This window comes from Pseudomonas haemolytica (genome assembly GCF_009659625.1).
GTDB lineage: Bacteria > Pseudomonadota > Gammaproteobacteria > Pseudomonadales > Pseudomonadaceae > Aquipseudomonas > Aquipseudomonas haemolytica.
Genome location: NZ_VOIW01000005.1, coordinates 532,324 through 547,948 on the forward strand (window position 1 = coordinate 532,324; position 15,625 = coordinate 547,948).

The following is a 15,625-nucleotide window of genomic DNA, read 5'->3' on the forward strand; positions in this document are numbered from 1 at the left end:
CTACCTGAGTTGAAGTATCAGTTTCAAGCAACTATCAACATTAATTGCTCGACCCATTAAATCTGTAGGGCGGGTGTCGTCCGTTGCACAGCGCGCAGTGAGTTCAACATTAGCACCTTGCAACAAAACCACTGGCGATGCGTGGCAGCGCTCTCAGGGCTCCGCCCAAGCAAATCGCGCTGCCGAGCCATATCTAAACGGCGCGGCCAGCAGGCCTAGGAACAGCCCTACAACTTCCTACACTATTCCAACTAACAAACTAAGGACGCATCTGACAAAAGTTAATCGCCCACTTTAGTCGCGTCCGCGCGAAACAATAGGGCGCTTTGCGTGCACTATCCGGGTGGCCGGATACGCCTCGCTTAGTTTCTTCGGAACGTGGCAAAAATCTCAGACATTTAATCATTGCTCAATCCTTGAGATGACAGTGAAGGCACAATTATCGGCACTCAAATAATGATTAACAGATACAGAAGATCGCCTGAAACCCGTTCAGATGCGCCCGATCACAAACATTAATCGCGCCCACACAACAGCGCCGCACTGGATTTCAGGGCGGCTTAAGGAAAAAAGGTATTGTTTGCAGGGGCAGAATGCTCTTGCGGCGGCTCAACCCTGGTGCGGGTTAAGCCCTGTCAAATGGCGCATTTGCCTCATCGGCCCAGACGCCAGCGTATTCATTTGCGAATACTCCTACAGCTCAAACAGCTTCAACCTGCAATGCGACACGCTCGCGGCACGGGCATTCGTCCATGTAGCGATGCGCTTCGACGAACTGACTGAACGGAAATACCGTGGTTTTCAGTGGGACGAGCACACGATCGGCTGTCAGTTGGTTGATATCACGCAACGCGCGCTGCAATGCTACCTGGTCCTGGATGATGCCCAGTTCCGGCTTGCCGGTGAAGTTGCCGATACAGTGCACAAAGAACTGGATGTTCTTCTGGAACGCCGCACAAGCCGGAAATGGCGTTTGGTTGCCGCCTTGCAGGCCATACAGCACCAGGCTGCCGCGAGGCGCCAAGACATCGCCGAGCAACGACATCTGCGGGCCACCCAGGCCATCGAACACTACGTCGACGCCCCGGTTGTCGGTGAACTTGTTGATCTGCATCAGCAGGTCTTGCTCTTCGGTGACGATAACTTTTTCAGCCCCGAGGGACAGTAGATATTCGCGTTCAGAACTGTCCTTGGTGGCAGCAATCACTCGCACACCCAGGGCCTTGCCCAGTTGTACAAACGAGGGGCCGGCACAGTGGCTGGCATCGGTCACCAGGGCAAACTGCCCGGGCTTGACCCGCGCCAGGTCCATGTAGGCAAAGTACGCAATCAGCAGCGGCGTGTAGTGCACACTGGCTTCAATCGGGCTCAAGACATCCGGGTAACGGGTCAAGGCCGAACGTGGCAAGACGATCTGCTCGCCATACACCGGGTAATCATTAGGGCTTTCGGCTGGAAAACTGGCCACCTTATCGCCCACTGCCAAGTCATCCACGCCATCGCCGAGGGCGATAACTACCCCGGCCATCTCATGGCCAAGGCCAGAGGGCAAGCGTGCATGGGAAGACGCCAGGTTCTGGCGCCAAAGAATGTCGTACCAGCTGATGCCAATCGCTTCGACACGCACCTGCACTTCGCCCGGTGCGGGCTGCGCGGCTGCATGCTCTTCGCATTTGAGCACCTCGGCCGGACCAAACTTGTGAAAACGGATCGTGCGGGACATCGCAAACCTCGTCAAAGTAACCTCTAATGCCATGAACTTTATCTGGGCTTTTCAGCTAAGGCCACCGGTCGCCATTAATAGTCGACATGCCTGTCATTGATTCCGCGAAGGAGGAACAGACCTCAACTATCGTAGGAAAAATCAATTAGCCGGTGCAGAGTACCAGCCTTTCCCCGTAAGATTCATGCCGGTCATGCTTCTCAATCGAACCTTGGAGGTTCCTGTGTGACCGCTCACGTCAAGTTTGCTGACTCTTCCAGGACACAAGATGAACCGTAACGACCTGCGTCGTGTCGACCTTAACCTCTTGATCGTATTCGAAACCTTGATGCATGAGCGCAGTGTGACCCGCGCCGCCGAGAAATTGTTCCTCGGCCAGCCTGCCATCAGCGCGGCGTTGTCGCGCCTGCGTGGGTTGTTCGATGACCCGCTGTTTGTGCGCACCGGGCGCAGCATGGAACCCACAGCGCGCGCCGTGGAAATCTTCGCCCTGCTCTCCCCGGCCCTGGACTCGATTTCCACCGCCGTCAGCCGCGCCGCCGAATTCGACCCGGCCACCAGCACTGCCGTGTTTAGGATCGGCCTGTCCGATGACGTGGAATTCGCCCTGCTGCCGCAACTGCTCAAACGCCTGCGCGCAGAAGCCCCGGGCATTGTGCTGGTGGTGCGCCGCGTCAACTACATCCTGATGCCCGGCCTTCTCGCTTCCGGTGAAATCTCCATCGGCGTCAGCTATACCGCCGACCTGCCAGCCAACGCCAAACGCAAGGTGCTGCGCCGCAGCCTGCCTAAATTGCTGCGTGCCGATAGCGTGCCCGGCTCACTGAGCCTGGACGACTTCTGCTCGCGCCCCCATGCATTGGTGTCGTTTGCGGGGGACTTGAGTGGGTTTATTGATGAAGAGCTGGAAAAGCTTGATCGCAAACGTCACGTCGTACTGGCGGTGCCACAGTTCAACGGGCTGGGCACGCTGTTGGCGGGCACCGACATCCTGGCTACCGTACCGGATTATGCCGCCGAGGCGCTGACTTCGGCCGGAGGCCTGCGCGCCGAAGACCCGCCACTGCCGGTGCGTTCATTTGAACTGCACATGGCGTGGCGTGGGTCACAGGATAATGACCCGGGGGAGCGGTGGTTGAGGTCGCGGATTCAGATGTTTTTTGGGGATCCTGAGAGTCTTTAGGCGTTGTCGGGCAGGCTGTTCGGCTGATCATTTCTGCCTTTCCACAAACCATGGAGCTCCGTTCACTTCCAGTGGATTGCTACATTGGGGGCACATCTGAGGGCATGGTTTGAAAAGGATGCCCCCAATCTAAAGCCCAACAGTTCCGTTCTCGAAAAGTCTCCCCTGCGCTGTTCCCAGCCGCCGTTGAGCGCTAGTCGATGATCTCAGTTAATGGCTGAACCTCCATACGAGAACGAGTGAGGAGTCGTGTGATCGACACTGATGGTGGCGCACCATCATTAGATGTGTCCGTAAGCTTGCGCTTGCACTTCACAAAGCCGGAGCGCCAAGGCGACAGCGGCACGTGGTCGTGTACAACGACGTCGAGGGCCAGCAGGACACGGCATCAGGGCGCCCCTACGCCAACCCGTAGCACCCATGCCCCTGCAGGGGGGATCCGGAAAACTCGCTCAAGCGCTGGAAATAATCCGCCACTGCCGGCAACCACGGATGCTCGAACGGAGTGTCGATCCAGCGATTCACCGAAAGTCCCACAGGAATATCCGCCTGGGGATGTGGTCCGTATCTATTAATGGGGGCGGAAGGCTCCGTTAGACTCAAGTCGTTGTCAGGCAGGCCTCATTACTGATGCTTGAAATTACTGAGGATGGCTCACGTAAACGCCGCGACGTTCAGATGATATGCGCTAAGCATCAAATCTTGAGCTGAAATGACATCTCCATCCAAGATCGTTCAACTTTCCGATCATCTGCTCAGCCAAGCCATTGGCTCAAGCGTTAGAAATATTGGATACTGCCATTGCGCCAGCACCCATCTTTCAAGGTTGAAATGACACATGGCAAGGAAGAAAGCCAAAAACTCCGGTGGCACCGGCATACTCATCATTATTGCTCTGGCATTCAGTGCTCTCGCTGCGATCCCCAAAAACGCCTGGATAGCGATCGGTGTCATAGCGGGTATCGGCACGATTATGTGGCTGCTGGCCGAACGCGGAAAACGCCGGCTCAATCAGCTTCAAGAATCGGCTGCAAAGAATATACGCCCGCAAAAGCCACAAGGCTTAGGCGTAACGTTTTCCATGCGTGAGGTCTCGACGAGCAATAGGGACAATGAGGAAAACCCCGAGTTTTATACGGTGCAACTTGGCTCTGCCCCTGCCAATACCTTTAAAATTCCAAGTATCAGCTCACAGAGGGCCGACGCCCGCTGGGTGCCTGCTGGCGAAATCATCGAAGTTGCCGGTTTCTCCCTGCCTGGCGGCATGTTTTATATCGGGAGCACACTCGATAGCAGACATGATGCTCAAGAGCCTTCACTGATCAACCCAAAACTTCGGATTGCCAAGAACTACGTCGACCTCAACGAGCGACTGATGTCTTATTGGCCGAGCTTTCACTCCATTACACCGCAAGCGCGACGCGGATACCTGCAATGGCTCGCAGCTGGGCGTAGTGATCCGTTGGCAGATACCGGCTATGTATTTTTGTTTTTCTATGGTTTGGAACGTCGAGCCCTCATTGATCCCATTTACGATTCAAAGGTCATTAATGAGGTTCCTCTTATAGTCGACGAAGTCCGGCGTCTACTGAGTATTTATAGAGGAAATGGGTCATTCCGAGGCTATGCAGAAGGCTTCCTTGACTACCTAGGCAACCGCGCTGTTGACGCGAATCTCTACCTTGGCCTGCCACCCAATGTGGCCGAGCACAGCTACGAAATGCCTCTGCCGCTGCGCATCGGTTTAGGCCAGCACGCGGCCAATAAGCATCCGCTGAACGCCGATTGGGCACTGGCATGGGCGTTGGCCGACCCCAACATCAATAAACGCACGCCAGTCATACGCTGCAAAGATGTGTTTTCACGCTTGTTCAAGCTCAAGTACGAAAACACTTATCCTGCGGGCCTGACATTGGCGCAGAACAAAACCAAGCTCAAGGCCAGCTATCGCCCTGCCTCTGCCGTAATAAAGGCCCCCACGCTTACCCTGGGGGATCTACCTGACGTTATGGCAACCTCGGGCACACGTAAAATTTTGCAACTGCTGGTCGAGCAATGCACCAGCGAAGTTGAGCCCTACAGCCGTTATTTGGGAAGAAACCCTGAAAGCGCAGAGGCACTTGAGGGGCTCCTGCAGCTTCCTGTCGCGCTCTGGCCGAAGGCAGCCCATGATGAATTGGATGAGTTGCAGTCTAGGATTGGTAACGACCTGGTCGTCATGAGTTTTGGCGAGCTCGCAGGGCGCTTTAAAAGCGCGGGCGCATTGTCTCGAGACAAAGTAATCGCTCTGGCCCGCGCATTGGAGTCGCTGCATATTGGAATGGAACCCGACGTACTGGGTGGCAGCAAGACGCCAAAAGCCGAGGACCGGATAGCGTTGTTTGTAACCCAGCCTGAAGATGGATCACTCCGTGCGTCTGCTGCATACAACGCTGCATCGGTAACCCTTGATTTGGCCAGTGCGGTGGCTTCGGCCGACGGTGATACCTCCAACGAAGAAATCACACTGCTTGCTCAGCATATCGATTCATGGAGTCACATGAGCGGTGCTCATCACAAACGCCTCAAAGCACATCTGCAAATCCAACTCCAACAACCGCCCACGCTTGCCAGCCTTAAGAAAAAGCTCGATCCCTTGCCCGTCGATGCAAAACGCACCATTGCCGGCTTCCTCGCTCATCTGGCGCAGGCCGATGGCATCGTCAGCCCTGCGGAAGTGAAGTTGCTGGAGCGTGTGTATAAGGTACTGCAATTGGATAGCCAGTTGCTTTACAGCGACCTCCATGGGGCGGCAGCCGGTGTGGGTATTGCCGTGACGCCTGCCACCACTTACCCATCCGCCGAACCCGGCGCGCAGCCTGCCTCATCTTCGAAACAAGGTTTCGTCCTTGATCATGATCGGATTGCACAGCTTCAGCGGGAGACGGCGGAGGTCTCCGCCCTCCTCGCCAAGGTGTTCACTGAGGATCAGGTTGAGGAGGCGGAGCGGCCGACTGAAAGCGCTGAACCGAATTCCGAGTCGAGCGCGGACGTGCCTGGGCTTGACCTGGAACACTCGGCCTTCCTCCGCCTGTTGATCTCTCGCCCGGAATGGAGCCGCGCAGAACTGGAAACCGCTGCCAGCGACATGGAGCTGATGCTCGATGGCGCTCTGGAACAAATCAACGACATGGCTTTTGAACGATTCGACATGCCCGTCACAGAAGGCGACGACCCGGTCGAGATAAACACAGACATCCTGGAAGAATTAGCCCTATGAGCACTATCAGAGCCAAGGATCGCGATGCGGTCATTCAATCGTTACGCGCGGGCGTAGTGCCACGTGTTGGTCAGCACCTGATTCAGGTTGGCCGTGTAGGTGAGCTTGATGCTCTGATCAAGGATGTCGAACGTCTGATGGAGAGCGGATCAGCGTTTCGGGTGGTGATAGGCGAGTACGGCGCAGGTAAAACGTTCTTTCTGAACCTGGTTCGTGCTATCGCCATGGAACGAAAACTCGTGACCATGCATGCCGACTTGAACCCTGACCGCCGGTTGCACGCCACCGGGGGGCAAGCTCGCTCGCTTTACTCCGAACTGGCCAAGAATATGTCAACGCGCACAAAGCCTGAGGGTGGTGCCATGCAAGGCATCGTGGAGAAATTCATCTCCCAGGCCAAAACAGAAGCCAAGGCAGCGGGTACCGACAGCGAGACAGTAATTCGTAAACACTTGGCCGAATTGACCGAAATGGTTAATGGCTATGACTTTGCCGAGGTGATCGCTACCTACTGCCGCGGTTTTGAGGAAGGCAATGAGCAACTGAAGGCGGACGCCATCCGCTGGCTGCGCGGAGAATTCACCACCAAAACCGATGCCCGCGCTGCCTTGGGCGTGCGGACGATCATTGACGACGCCTCCGTCTACGACCAGCTCAAGTTGCTTTCCAGGTTCGTCAGACTCGCAGGGTTCGGTGGCCTGATGATATGCCTCGACGAACTGGTTAACCTCTACAAACTGGCGAATACACAGGCTCGTAATGCCAACTACGAACAGATCCTCCGCATCCTCAACGACTCATTGCAAGGGTCATCCGAAGGATTGGGTTTCGTGCTAGGCGGCACGCCCGAGTTTTTGATGGACACTCGTCGAGGGTTATTCAGCTACCCTGCCCTGCAGTCGCGATTGGCTGAGAACTCGTTTGCCAAAACCGGACTGGTGGATCTCTCGGGGCCGGTCATTCGCCTTACCAGTCTTACCCCTGAAGACTTCTACGTACTGCTTCAAAAACTCCGCCACGTATATGCCGGCGGCGATGCTGAAAAGTATTTGCTGCCTGACGAGGCGCTTCCTCTGTTTATGGCTCACTGCAACCAACGCCTAGGGGAAGCCTACTTCCGCACACCGCGTACCACGATCACAGCGTTCATCAACCTACTGGCCATCCTGGAGCAAAACCCAGGGGCCGATTGGCGAACACTGTTAGGGGCAGTCGAGGTCGCCAAGGATTCCTGCGGTGAAGATGATATGAAGGTCGATGCGGACGATGAACTTGCCACCTTCACACTCTGATTCATCAGGCTTCGAACAGCTAGAGCCCCGAATCCAGCGCTGGATTTGGGCTGAAGGTTGGACCTCCCTTCGCGACGCCCAGGAATGGGCCGTGCCTGTTCTGGTGCACGCCGATCAGGACGTCATCATCGCCGCAGCAACAGCCGCTGGCAAAACCGAAGCCGCCTTCTTACCCATCCTGACGAATCTGCTCAATAACGATGATCCTCCTGGTGCGGTGCTGTATATCAGTCCGCTCAAGGCCTTGATTAACGATCAATGGGACAGGTTAAGCCGACTCTGTGAACAGCTTGAGATCCCTGTTGTCGCTTGGCACGGAGATGTTTCATCCAGCAAAAAACACCGTTTTCTCAAATCATCTGAGGGCGTCCTGCTAATCACTCCCGAATCTCTTGAAGCATTGTTCGTCAATCGTGGCTCAAGTCTCGGCGGGGTATTCCAACACCTGCGCTATATCGTCGTGGACGAACTACACGCTTTCATCGGCAGTGAGCGAGGCAAACAACTTCAGTCATTGATGCACAGGGTTGAACTTGCTGCGGGGAGGCGCCTCCCCAGAGTTGGGCTTTCAGCCACCCTCGGCGATATGAAGATGGCGTCAGCGTTTTTGCGCCCAGCAAATGCCGATAACGTTACCGTTACCGTTATTGAATCGAAAAACGCTAACCAAACACTTCAGGTGCAAGTTCGCGGATACATTCAGCCGCCAATGAGCGAGCTTAAAAAGAAACCTGGTCAACTTAATGTGCAGGAGGGGGATGAAGACGACACGGAAAACGAGGCAAGCCCCGACTTCGCGATTGCTGAGCATCTCTACCAGGTACTACGCGGCAGTAATAACTTGATATTCCCGAATAGTCGGTCTCAGGTTGAATGGTACGCAGACCAACTGCGCCGACGATGCGAGAAAGACGGCGTTCCCAACGAGTTCTGGCCTCATCACGGCAGTCTCTCGAAAGACCTGCGGGAGCAGGCTGAACATGCACTGAAAGCCGGCGACCGGCCAGCATCTGCGATTTGCACTACAACACTTGAACTCGGAATAGACATCGGCAGTATCAAAGCGGTGGTGCAAATTGGTGCCCCACCTTCCGTGGCAAGTCTGCGTCAACGTTTAGGGCGTTCGGGCAGACGCCCAGGAGAGAAAGCAACGTTACGCGTTTACTGTAAGGAATCACCGCTCACGGATAAATCTGGCTTATCTGATCAATTACGCCAAGGGTTGGTACAAACCATTGCCATGGTTCGACTGCTGACCAGAGGTTGGTTTGAACCTCCCAGAGCGCAGGGCATTCATGCCTCCACCTTGGTTCAGCAATGCCTTTCCATCATTGCTCAATGCGGCGGCGCTTCGGCTGCCGACCTATGGAAAAACTTGATTGTTGAAGGCGCATTTCAAGGTATTGAAAAGCCGGACTTTGTGAAACTACTCAAATCTCTGGGTGAGCACGAATTGATTGTCCAGGACAGCTCAGGGTTGTTGCTGCCTGGAACAGTTGGCGAGCGCATGATCAATCACTATGAGTTCTACAGCGCATTCACCAGCGATGAGGAATTCCGTCTGGTATGCGACGGTAAAGCGTTGGGCTCGGTCCCCGTGAGCCGTCCGCTTACTAAAGACCAGCGCATTATCTTTGGTGGCCGTCGATGGCAGGTGCGTGATGTTGACCTGCGGGCCAAAGTCATCATTGTCTCAGCGGCACGCGGCGGGGCTCCTCCACAGTTCGATGGCTTGGGCGCAATGGTACATGACGCCGTACGCGCGGAGATGCGAGCAGTCTTGGCGGACTCCAGCCCCTGCCCTTTTATCGATCATGGTGCCAAAGCTTTACTCGACGAGGCCCGAAAAACTTTTGCGTTATTGGGGCTTGGTGAGCGGTACCTTATCGAGTCGGGTGGGAAATGTTATTTGATCAGTTGGTTGGGTGATTACGCTAATGATGCACTACGCCTGCTGCTCAATTATGTAGGTTTATCTTGTGATAATTCGGGCTTAGCTATAGAGATCGACGCGAGCATTGATCAGACAAAAAATGCACTCACGGATGTGGGAAGTCTGGATCCAAGCGATCTGAACTCGATACTCTCAGATGTGGAGAACATGTTGCGCGAAAAATGGGATTGGGCGCTGCCAGAGACGCTGCTTATAAAATCTTTCGCATCCATATCTCTCGATATTTCACACGCAGTACTTTTTGCCAAAAAGCAACAAGAAAAATAAAAAAGGTCAAGCATAGGCTGGAGGTGTGTACGCTGCATGGGCAGTCCATTACTAGTCTTCATCCGCTGCCACAAGTTAATCACCCGAAGAACCGCAGAAAGTGAGCGGCGGATTTGGAGGCAGCGTACAGTAAGCCACTGAGCTTTCAGCGCCGATACTGAACGTACACACAGCCAAGTAATCCGCTCACACCCTGATGGCAGCATGCTGCCAGGCAAGCGCCGCTTCGCTAGTTTTTGTTCATTTACAAAGCGGCGGATGCACTTAATCGCTCCCATAACTGAAATATTGCCCAGCATTGGTTTTCCGCAAACGGGCTCAGCGTGTTTTCAGCAACGCCTCAAAATTCGAAACCTGAATATCCGAAGCCCCGCTCAACATGTCCCGCGCCAACGCCCGTCGCTTACTCAGCAACTCATCCAGCGTCGCCTCAAACGTCGGCATCACGGCGTCTCGAATCGTTGGGTAGTACACATATACATCCTTCTCCTGCCCAATTCGATAAGCCCGATCCGTCGCTTGATCTTCCTTGGCCGGGTTCCAGCAACGAGTGAAGTGAATGACATGGTTCGCCGCCTGCACGTTCACCCCAAACCCGACGGCGATGGTCGACAGAATGATCACTGCGAAACCAGGCTGCTCCTGGAATTGGTCGATCAACCTCTGCCGGCTATTGGCACTCTGACTGCTAGTACTAGTATCGCCGTTGATGACCGTAGCCCGAAACCCAAAATGCTCTTGGATCGAGTGCTGCAATTCCCGCTGGATATCCCGCAACTCAGTGAAAACGATGACCTTGTCGCCGCTCCCGGCTTTTTTGATCGACTCAAGCGTCTGCATCAACCACTGCAGCTTCGGTGAGTTGTCGCGCAGTCGCGTATCCGGCTGAACACTATACGGATGGGCACAAATGAGCTTGAGCTTGTGCAGCAACCCAAGCATGCCGGAGGTCTTTTGATCGAGCTGTTCTTCGATCTGTTGTTTCTGGCTGTACGCAGCTATTTCGGACAGGTACAGATTGCGCTGCAAGACATGCATGCCAAGTGAACGGCAGGCTGTGTCTTCGATTTTAGCCGGCAGGTCCTTGGCAATATCTTGCTTGGTTCGGCGCAAAGTTTGCGGATCGATAAGCCCACGCAGCCGTTCCAGTGCAACTGTGTCACGGTCCAACGCTGCTTCGATTGGGCGCTGGTATTCCCGGCCAAACTGATTCAACCCCCCCAGAAAACCTGGCTGAATGAAGTCGAACAGACACCAAAGATCTATCAAAGTGTTCTCGACAGGCGTACCGGTGCACGCCACTCGAAATCTCGCCGGAATGGCTTTGATCGCCTGAGTCACCAGTGCAGCCGGGTTCTTCAGTTTCTGCGCTTCATCGCACACGACGATCGACCACTGCTGGCGCGCCAGGGAAAACTCTTGATCGCGAAGCGTCTCGTAAGTCGTCAGGACGATTCGGGCGCCACCCATCCAACCAGGGCGCAGCAAATTCGTGATGCCTTTGGCTTTCAAGTCGGCAGGGATTTCTTCCTTCTTGAACTTCACTGCACTCAAGGCTGAGCCATACAGTTTCAACACTGGTAGCGCATCAGTGAAGAAGAACCGATGAAGCTCACGCTCCCAGTTATCAAGCAACGAAACTGGGGCGACAATAAGTGTCGGTTTGTCTTGTGGATATTTTTCCAGGTACCAGACAAGGAAGGTGAGCAGCTGGATCGTTTTCCCAAGCCCCATGTCATCAGCGAGCAAGCAACCTGACACGTCCGCGGGGGACAAGCGGAACAAATGCTGCAACCACGCGACGCCTTTAAGTTGGTGCTCACGTAATACGACCTCAGGCTTGAGCAGGCTGGGCAACTCTGGTATTGCATCCAAAGCGGCGCGTAATGCTGCTTGGCGAATCTCAACGTAGGTCGGTTCGTCGATGTTGTGGCCGATTTGCAGTACAGCTCTACCAACTTTTTCCTGCTGTTGGACCAGGCCGGTCTCGACAGGGGCGATCTTCTTGGACCAGGCATGAAGGAGTTGCCCGGCTGTGGCAATCGACAGCGGTGTTTCGGACTCTGGCAAACAGACCGTTTCATCACCGGCAGCGCGAGCTTCGTCCAGCCGTTGCTCAAACGCTGCAAATTGAGCACGGTCGGATGGATCCCAACGCCCAAGAATTTCTGCGTCAATACCCAGCGCCGCCACATCCTTCGGCAACCAGTTCTCGGTCGCCTCCTTGACGAGGAAAGGCGAAGTAATTCTTTCCGCTTCCCCGATGCCTATCACACGGTCGCCGTAAAGAGACAGGTCTAGGACTGAGTCGAACTCAATACCGGCCGCTTCGTTTTGCCAACGCTTAAGCAGATCGCTGATGCCTGCCAACTGGCGCAAATCAAAATTGCTGAGTTCCAGCTCATAGCCCTGCCAGAAACCAGCTGGCATTCCAGCGGCTAACTTCAGTTGCAACTCATGCACGAACGGCGCGAGCTCATAGGCTGCTTTAAATTCAACTTCGATGGGCGCTTGCGACGTTGGCGAGATCGGTTCGAGAGTCAGATTTACCTGCTCGATGTGCTGTCCCGCTTCATCCAGTTTGGGCTCCAGATGAAAGCGATGAAAGAAAATCCCAGCCTCGGCCAGGTCGTCTTCATATGTCTCGGCATCCAACACTTGCGCGGCACTTTCGCCGAGTGCGCTGTAAGGGTTGCGGACGAAAGAAAGAGCATCGTCCCCAGCGACCCGACGCCCGGGCAACGAGCGCACATAGTCCAGTACAGATTTGACTTCGGGATCAATCAGCACGTGTGTCAGCGATCCATCATCACCAGTCACCCGATATCGATCCTGAACCTGATTAGCGCCGTCGAAACTTTCAAGCCAGTTTGCCGGCTGGCCTTCAAAGGTGGGTTCCAGTTCGATAACCGGTATATTGCCTACTGTCGATTTTCGCGGGTTGAGTCGCAAGCTTTCAGGTTTGATAACGACGGTCTTATCCAAGAAGCCATCCATGCCGGCACCAGCCTTGCGCGCCAACTTCCTGATGCTAGCCCAGCCAATCTGGTTAGTTACTTCACCCGGCTCATTTTGCTGAGCCAGATAAAGTTGCCGTACCGCACCGGTCAGTTTCCACGACGACTCGGGCAGAATTTCCATTATTCCGTGGCGCTGGACGATGGCACCTGTACGCTGCACCTGCACATTTGCATTGGACTGCGGGTCGCGCCATCCACTGACAGTGACCTTGAAGTCGTCAGAGGCAATACTGCCTTGGCTACTCAATTGAGGGATGAGGGCTGTCTGTGGCGGCAACCCCAATAGCGGCAGACTTGTTAAGTGCTCTGGCTCATCAAGAAGCCGATAAAGCTCGTCCCACGTTAGCAACCATCGATTGCTGAGCTGAGAGACGAACTCCTCCTCTTCCAACTGATCCAAATAGCTTGCCAGCGGCCAGGACTGCGCATTCTCCGCCAAGCTCAGGGGATAACAAATCCCCTGCTCCTCAATGGAAAAAACAGGCTCAGTATTTTCTACCACCGAATTCGGCTGCCGGCCGATGCCTTTCAGCAAACGCTTGAGCATTACTGTCTCCAAAACCTGAGTGGCTGGTGATTGACGGGCTTGAAGCCCAGGCGTTGGAGCGCTGCAACGGCAACCTGATCATTGTAATCAAGCTGGACCTGAAACGCGCCACCGCGCGCGCGTTGGTCATAGACTTTGTGCTTGACCGACTTTAGAGCGTCACGGACTTGGTCTTCGAAAGCCATGGGTTTGGGTGCCCCTGGCGTGCCGGCCGGACTCCGCACGCGAATGCCCAATTTCCCTAGAGAGTCATCGAATTTGCTCAGCCAACCCTCTATACGGTTTGGGCGGCTCGGTGCAGGTGAATGCCGCATTCGATCCAGCGCACGATTTGCCTGCTTCAGCTCGGCGGTAAGCTCAAGGTGGGATTTGTCTGGATTGAATGGCGAATCATCTGCTTTGTACACATAGCAGGCATTGCCTGTACCGGAGAACTCTACGAAAAAGTAGTTCCCAATCTGCATGACAACAGCATTGTTGTGACCAGGACCGCCTACCAACTTACTCAAGCGCCCTTTATTCTTCTCACGGAAATGGACGAAGTCCCGCCCGCGGTCATTCCACGCATCCGCCCCCATAACAATTCGGGTGTAGCTCATTTGGTTGGCAAATCGCAGCCAATAATGCAGACGCGATTGATCGACCTCGGAGTCTCCCTTCAACAGGTTGAAGAAGTGCTCAAGATCTTCCTTCGCGAACCACGCAACGACCATTGCACAGACATTTTTTTCAACGTACTGCAGCCAACTGTTTTGTCTGGAACGGATCTGAGGGCTGCCCCAGTTGTCGAGGGCGACCTGTTTGAGCAGCGACGAAGGTTTCTCTCGATACGCTGCCAAGTGATAACGCGACAGGCATGCACTCAGAATGTCGTTCATGTACCGCGGATGCTGCCGGCCGATGTCGACAAGGTCGGCTAAGCGCTGAGAAAACTCGGCGTCATCCAACATAAAAATACGAGAGATAAGTACGTTAAAGATCCTTCGCCACAGCCAACTGCTGTCAGGGATCTGCGCAATCGTCTGCAGTGCCGAAAGGTCGCTGATCTCTCCCTTGAACATCTGGTCACCCAGCCTAGCACCTGCCTGCTCGGAAAAAAGCTCCTGATGCTGCTGGACGATATGCACCCATTCCTTCTCGCGTTTTTGCTGACCTCTGACGCAATCGAAGCCAAGCTGAACGTCTGCCCGCAACACACACCAATTGGCGTTCTGATCAGGCGTGGCGGCCTCGTACCAAAAGTAGCTAAAGCACAACGCCAACCAATCTCGGCGACTCAGTCTCCGTTTTTCAATGCGGTGATGGATTTCTTTGTGCACTCGGTCAAAAAGCTGGTCATCGTCCAGTATCGGTCCGACTCGCTCACTCTTGTCCGAGAGACCGGCAAAAACCAAACGCCATTCTGAGGCGTTGAGTGGGAGTACATTGCGGAATTTGTTTATCGCAGCGCGGCGCTTTTCCTGAGGTGGTGGCAAAGCTTTTTCAGCGCGTTCGAATCTTTCGTAAAGATCAATTCCAGCAGCACCCAGACGGAAGAATCGCGCCAACGGTTCAGGCGCCGGCCCCGTGCGATGTGCCAACAGACTCAGGTTAATAGCGGCGGAAAGCCTCGCGATTGGGCTAGTCATCGGCTCATCGCCAACTGGCACTTTTCCATATCAGTGTTATTGAACACCGGTACCTCTGGCTTTAGGTTGTCCTCCTTTTCCTTCAAGCCAAAGAACTGCATACGCAACTCCACTCGCCGGCTCTCTTCCTTGGTGTCCTTTGCATTGTTGAACGACACACCGCCCGCCAGGAAAATCGATCTGATTTGCTGTTGGTGCTCCGGCGACAATCCGACTTGGAGCGGGCTGCGGCTATCGAGCAGGCTGCACATCACCCACTCTGAACGCTGCAGTGAAAGGTGCAGGTTATAAAGATAAGAGCCGTCGGTGTCTGTCGATCCCTCGATCACAATCTGTTTGAACCATTTCCGGCCTTCTTCGCTGTTAGCCGCGTCCAGAATCATCGGCACAACCTCCTGAAGTGCCGACTGGCCATCGTTGCTCAGCGCGTACTGGTTATGCCCAAATCGGCCAGCATCGCCGAAGCTAATCCGATTGTCCTTACAGTCCACAACGATGGTTTTACTGGCAGTCTTCGCCTTAAGGTTCAGGAGCTCGCAGAGCTGACTGATGTCCCTATTACGTTGCTTCTCTCCCTGCTCCGCTTGGTTAATACGCTGCGTCACAGAACTCAAAGCCGCCACCATGACCACAAGAAATAGAATCATCATCGCAGTCATCAAATCAGCGAAGGAGATCCAGAACGGCTTCTCTCCCTCGTCCTTTGAACGGACGACCGAAGGCATTTGCTTACCAAACATCGACTAGCCCCC

8 protein-coding genes and 1 pseudogene are annotated in these 15,625 nt (G+C 54.6%); 4 read left to right on the forward strand and 5 right to left on the reverse strand.

The window, feature by feature from the left end; all coding sequences use genetic code 11:
• Positions 1-700 precede the first annotated feature (700 nt).
• The gene (locus FRT59_RS19005) at positions 701-1,723 is read right to left on the reverse strand and encodes a zinc-dependent alcohol dehydrogenase family protein (RefSeq protein WP_153872010.1); all 1,023 of its coding nucleotides are present in this window, start codon (positions 1,721-1,723) and stop codon (positions 701-703) included.
• Positions 1,724-1,991: 268 nt separating this feature from the next.
• Here FRT59_RS19005 and FRT59_RS19010 point away from each other — a divergent pair, with 268 nt between their 5' ends.
• Positions 1,992-2,906, forward strand: a complete 915-nt coding sequence (locus tag FRT59_RS19010; protein ID WP_034119522.1) for a LysR family transcriptional regulator — start codon at positions 1,992-1,994, stop codon at positions 2,904-2,906.
• 399 nt (positions 2,907-3,305) lie between these two features.
• Here the strand turns inward: FRT59_RS19010 and FRT59_RS19015 are convergent.
• A pseudogene (locus FRT59_RS19015) lies at positions 3,306-3,455 on the reverse strand (glutathione S-transferase); the annotation flags it as partial.
• A 289-nt stretch (positions 3,456-3,744) separates the two neighbouring features.
• Here FRT59_RS19015 and FRT59_RS19020 point away from each other — a divergent pair.
• The 3 genes from FRT59_RS19020 to FRT59_RS19030 are packed head-to-tail and all read left to right on the forward strand — an operon-like array spanning position 3,745 to position 9,678.
• On the forward strand, positions 3,745-6,165 hold the full coding sequence (locus FRT59_RS19020) for a tellurite resistance TerB family protein (protein WP_153872011.1): 2,421 nt from the start codon (positions 3,745-3,747) through the stop codon (positions 6,163-6,165).
• Positions 6,162-7,457 (forward strand): ATP-binding protein, encoded by a 1,296-nt coding sequence (locus FRT59_RS19025; protein ID WP_153872012.1) that lies wholly within the window; start codon positions 6,162-6,164, stop codon positions 7,455-7,457. Before FRT59_RS19020 ends, FRT59_RS19025 begins: the two co-directional genes overlap by 4 nt.
• 43 nt (positions 7,458-7,500) lie before the next feature.
• Positions 7,501-9,678, forward strand: a complete 2,178-nt coding sequence (locus FRT59_RS19030) for a DEAD/DEAH box helicase (protein WP_325167968.1) — start codon at positions 7,501-7,503, stop codon at positions 9,676-9,678.
• A 318-nt stretch (positions 9,679-9,996) separates the two neighbouring features.
• Here the strand turns inward: FRT59_RS19030 and zorD are convergent, their stop codons facing one another.
• From zorD to zorB1, 3 genes are read right to left on the reverse strand one after another with little or no spacing between them, the layout of a single operon-like run.
• Positions 9,997-13,245, reverse strand: coding sequence for a type I Zorya anti-phage system protein ZorD (gene zorD / locus FRT59_RS19035; RefSeq protein ID WP_153872014.1), 3,249 nt, complete (start codon positions 13,243-13,245; stop codon positions 9,997-9,999).
• On the reverse strand, positions 13,245-14,873 hold the full coding sequence (gene zorC / locus FRT59_RS19040; protein ID WP_153872015.1) for a type I Zorya anti-phage system protein ZorC: 1,629 nt from the start codon (positions 14,871-14,873) through the stop codon (positions 13,245-13,247). The genes zorD and zorC overlap by 1 nt, the downstream gene beginning before the upstream one ends.
• Positions 14,870-15,613 (reverse strand): type I Zorya anti-phage system protein ZorB1, encoded by a 744-nt coding sequence (gene zorB1, locus FRT59_RS19045; protein ID WP_153872016.1) that lies wholly within the window; start codon positions 15,611-15,613, stop codon positions 14,870-14,872. The genes zorC and zorB1 overlap by 4 nt, the downstream gene beginning before the upstream one ends.
• Positions 15,614-15,625 lie beyond the last annotated feature (12 nt).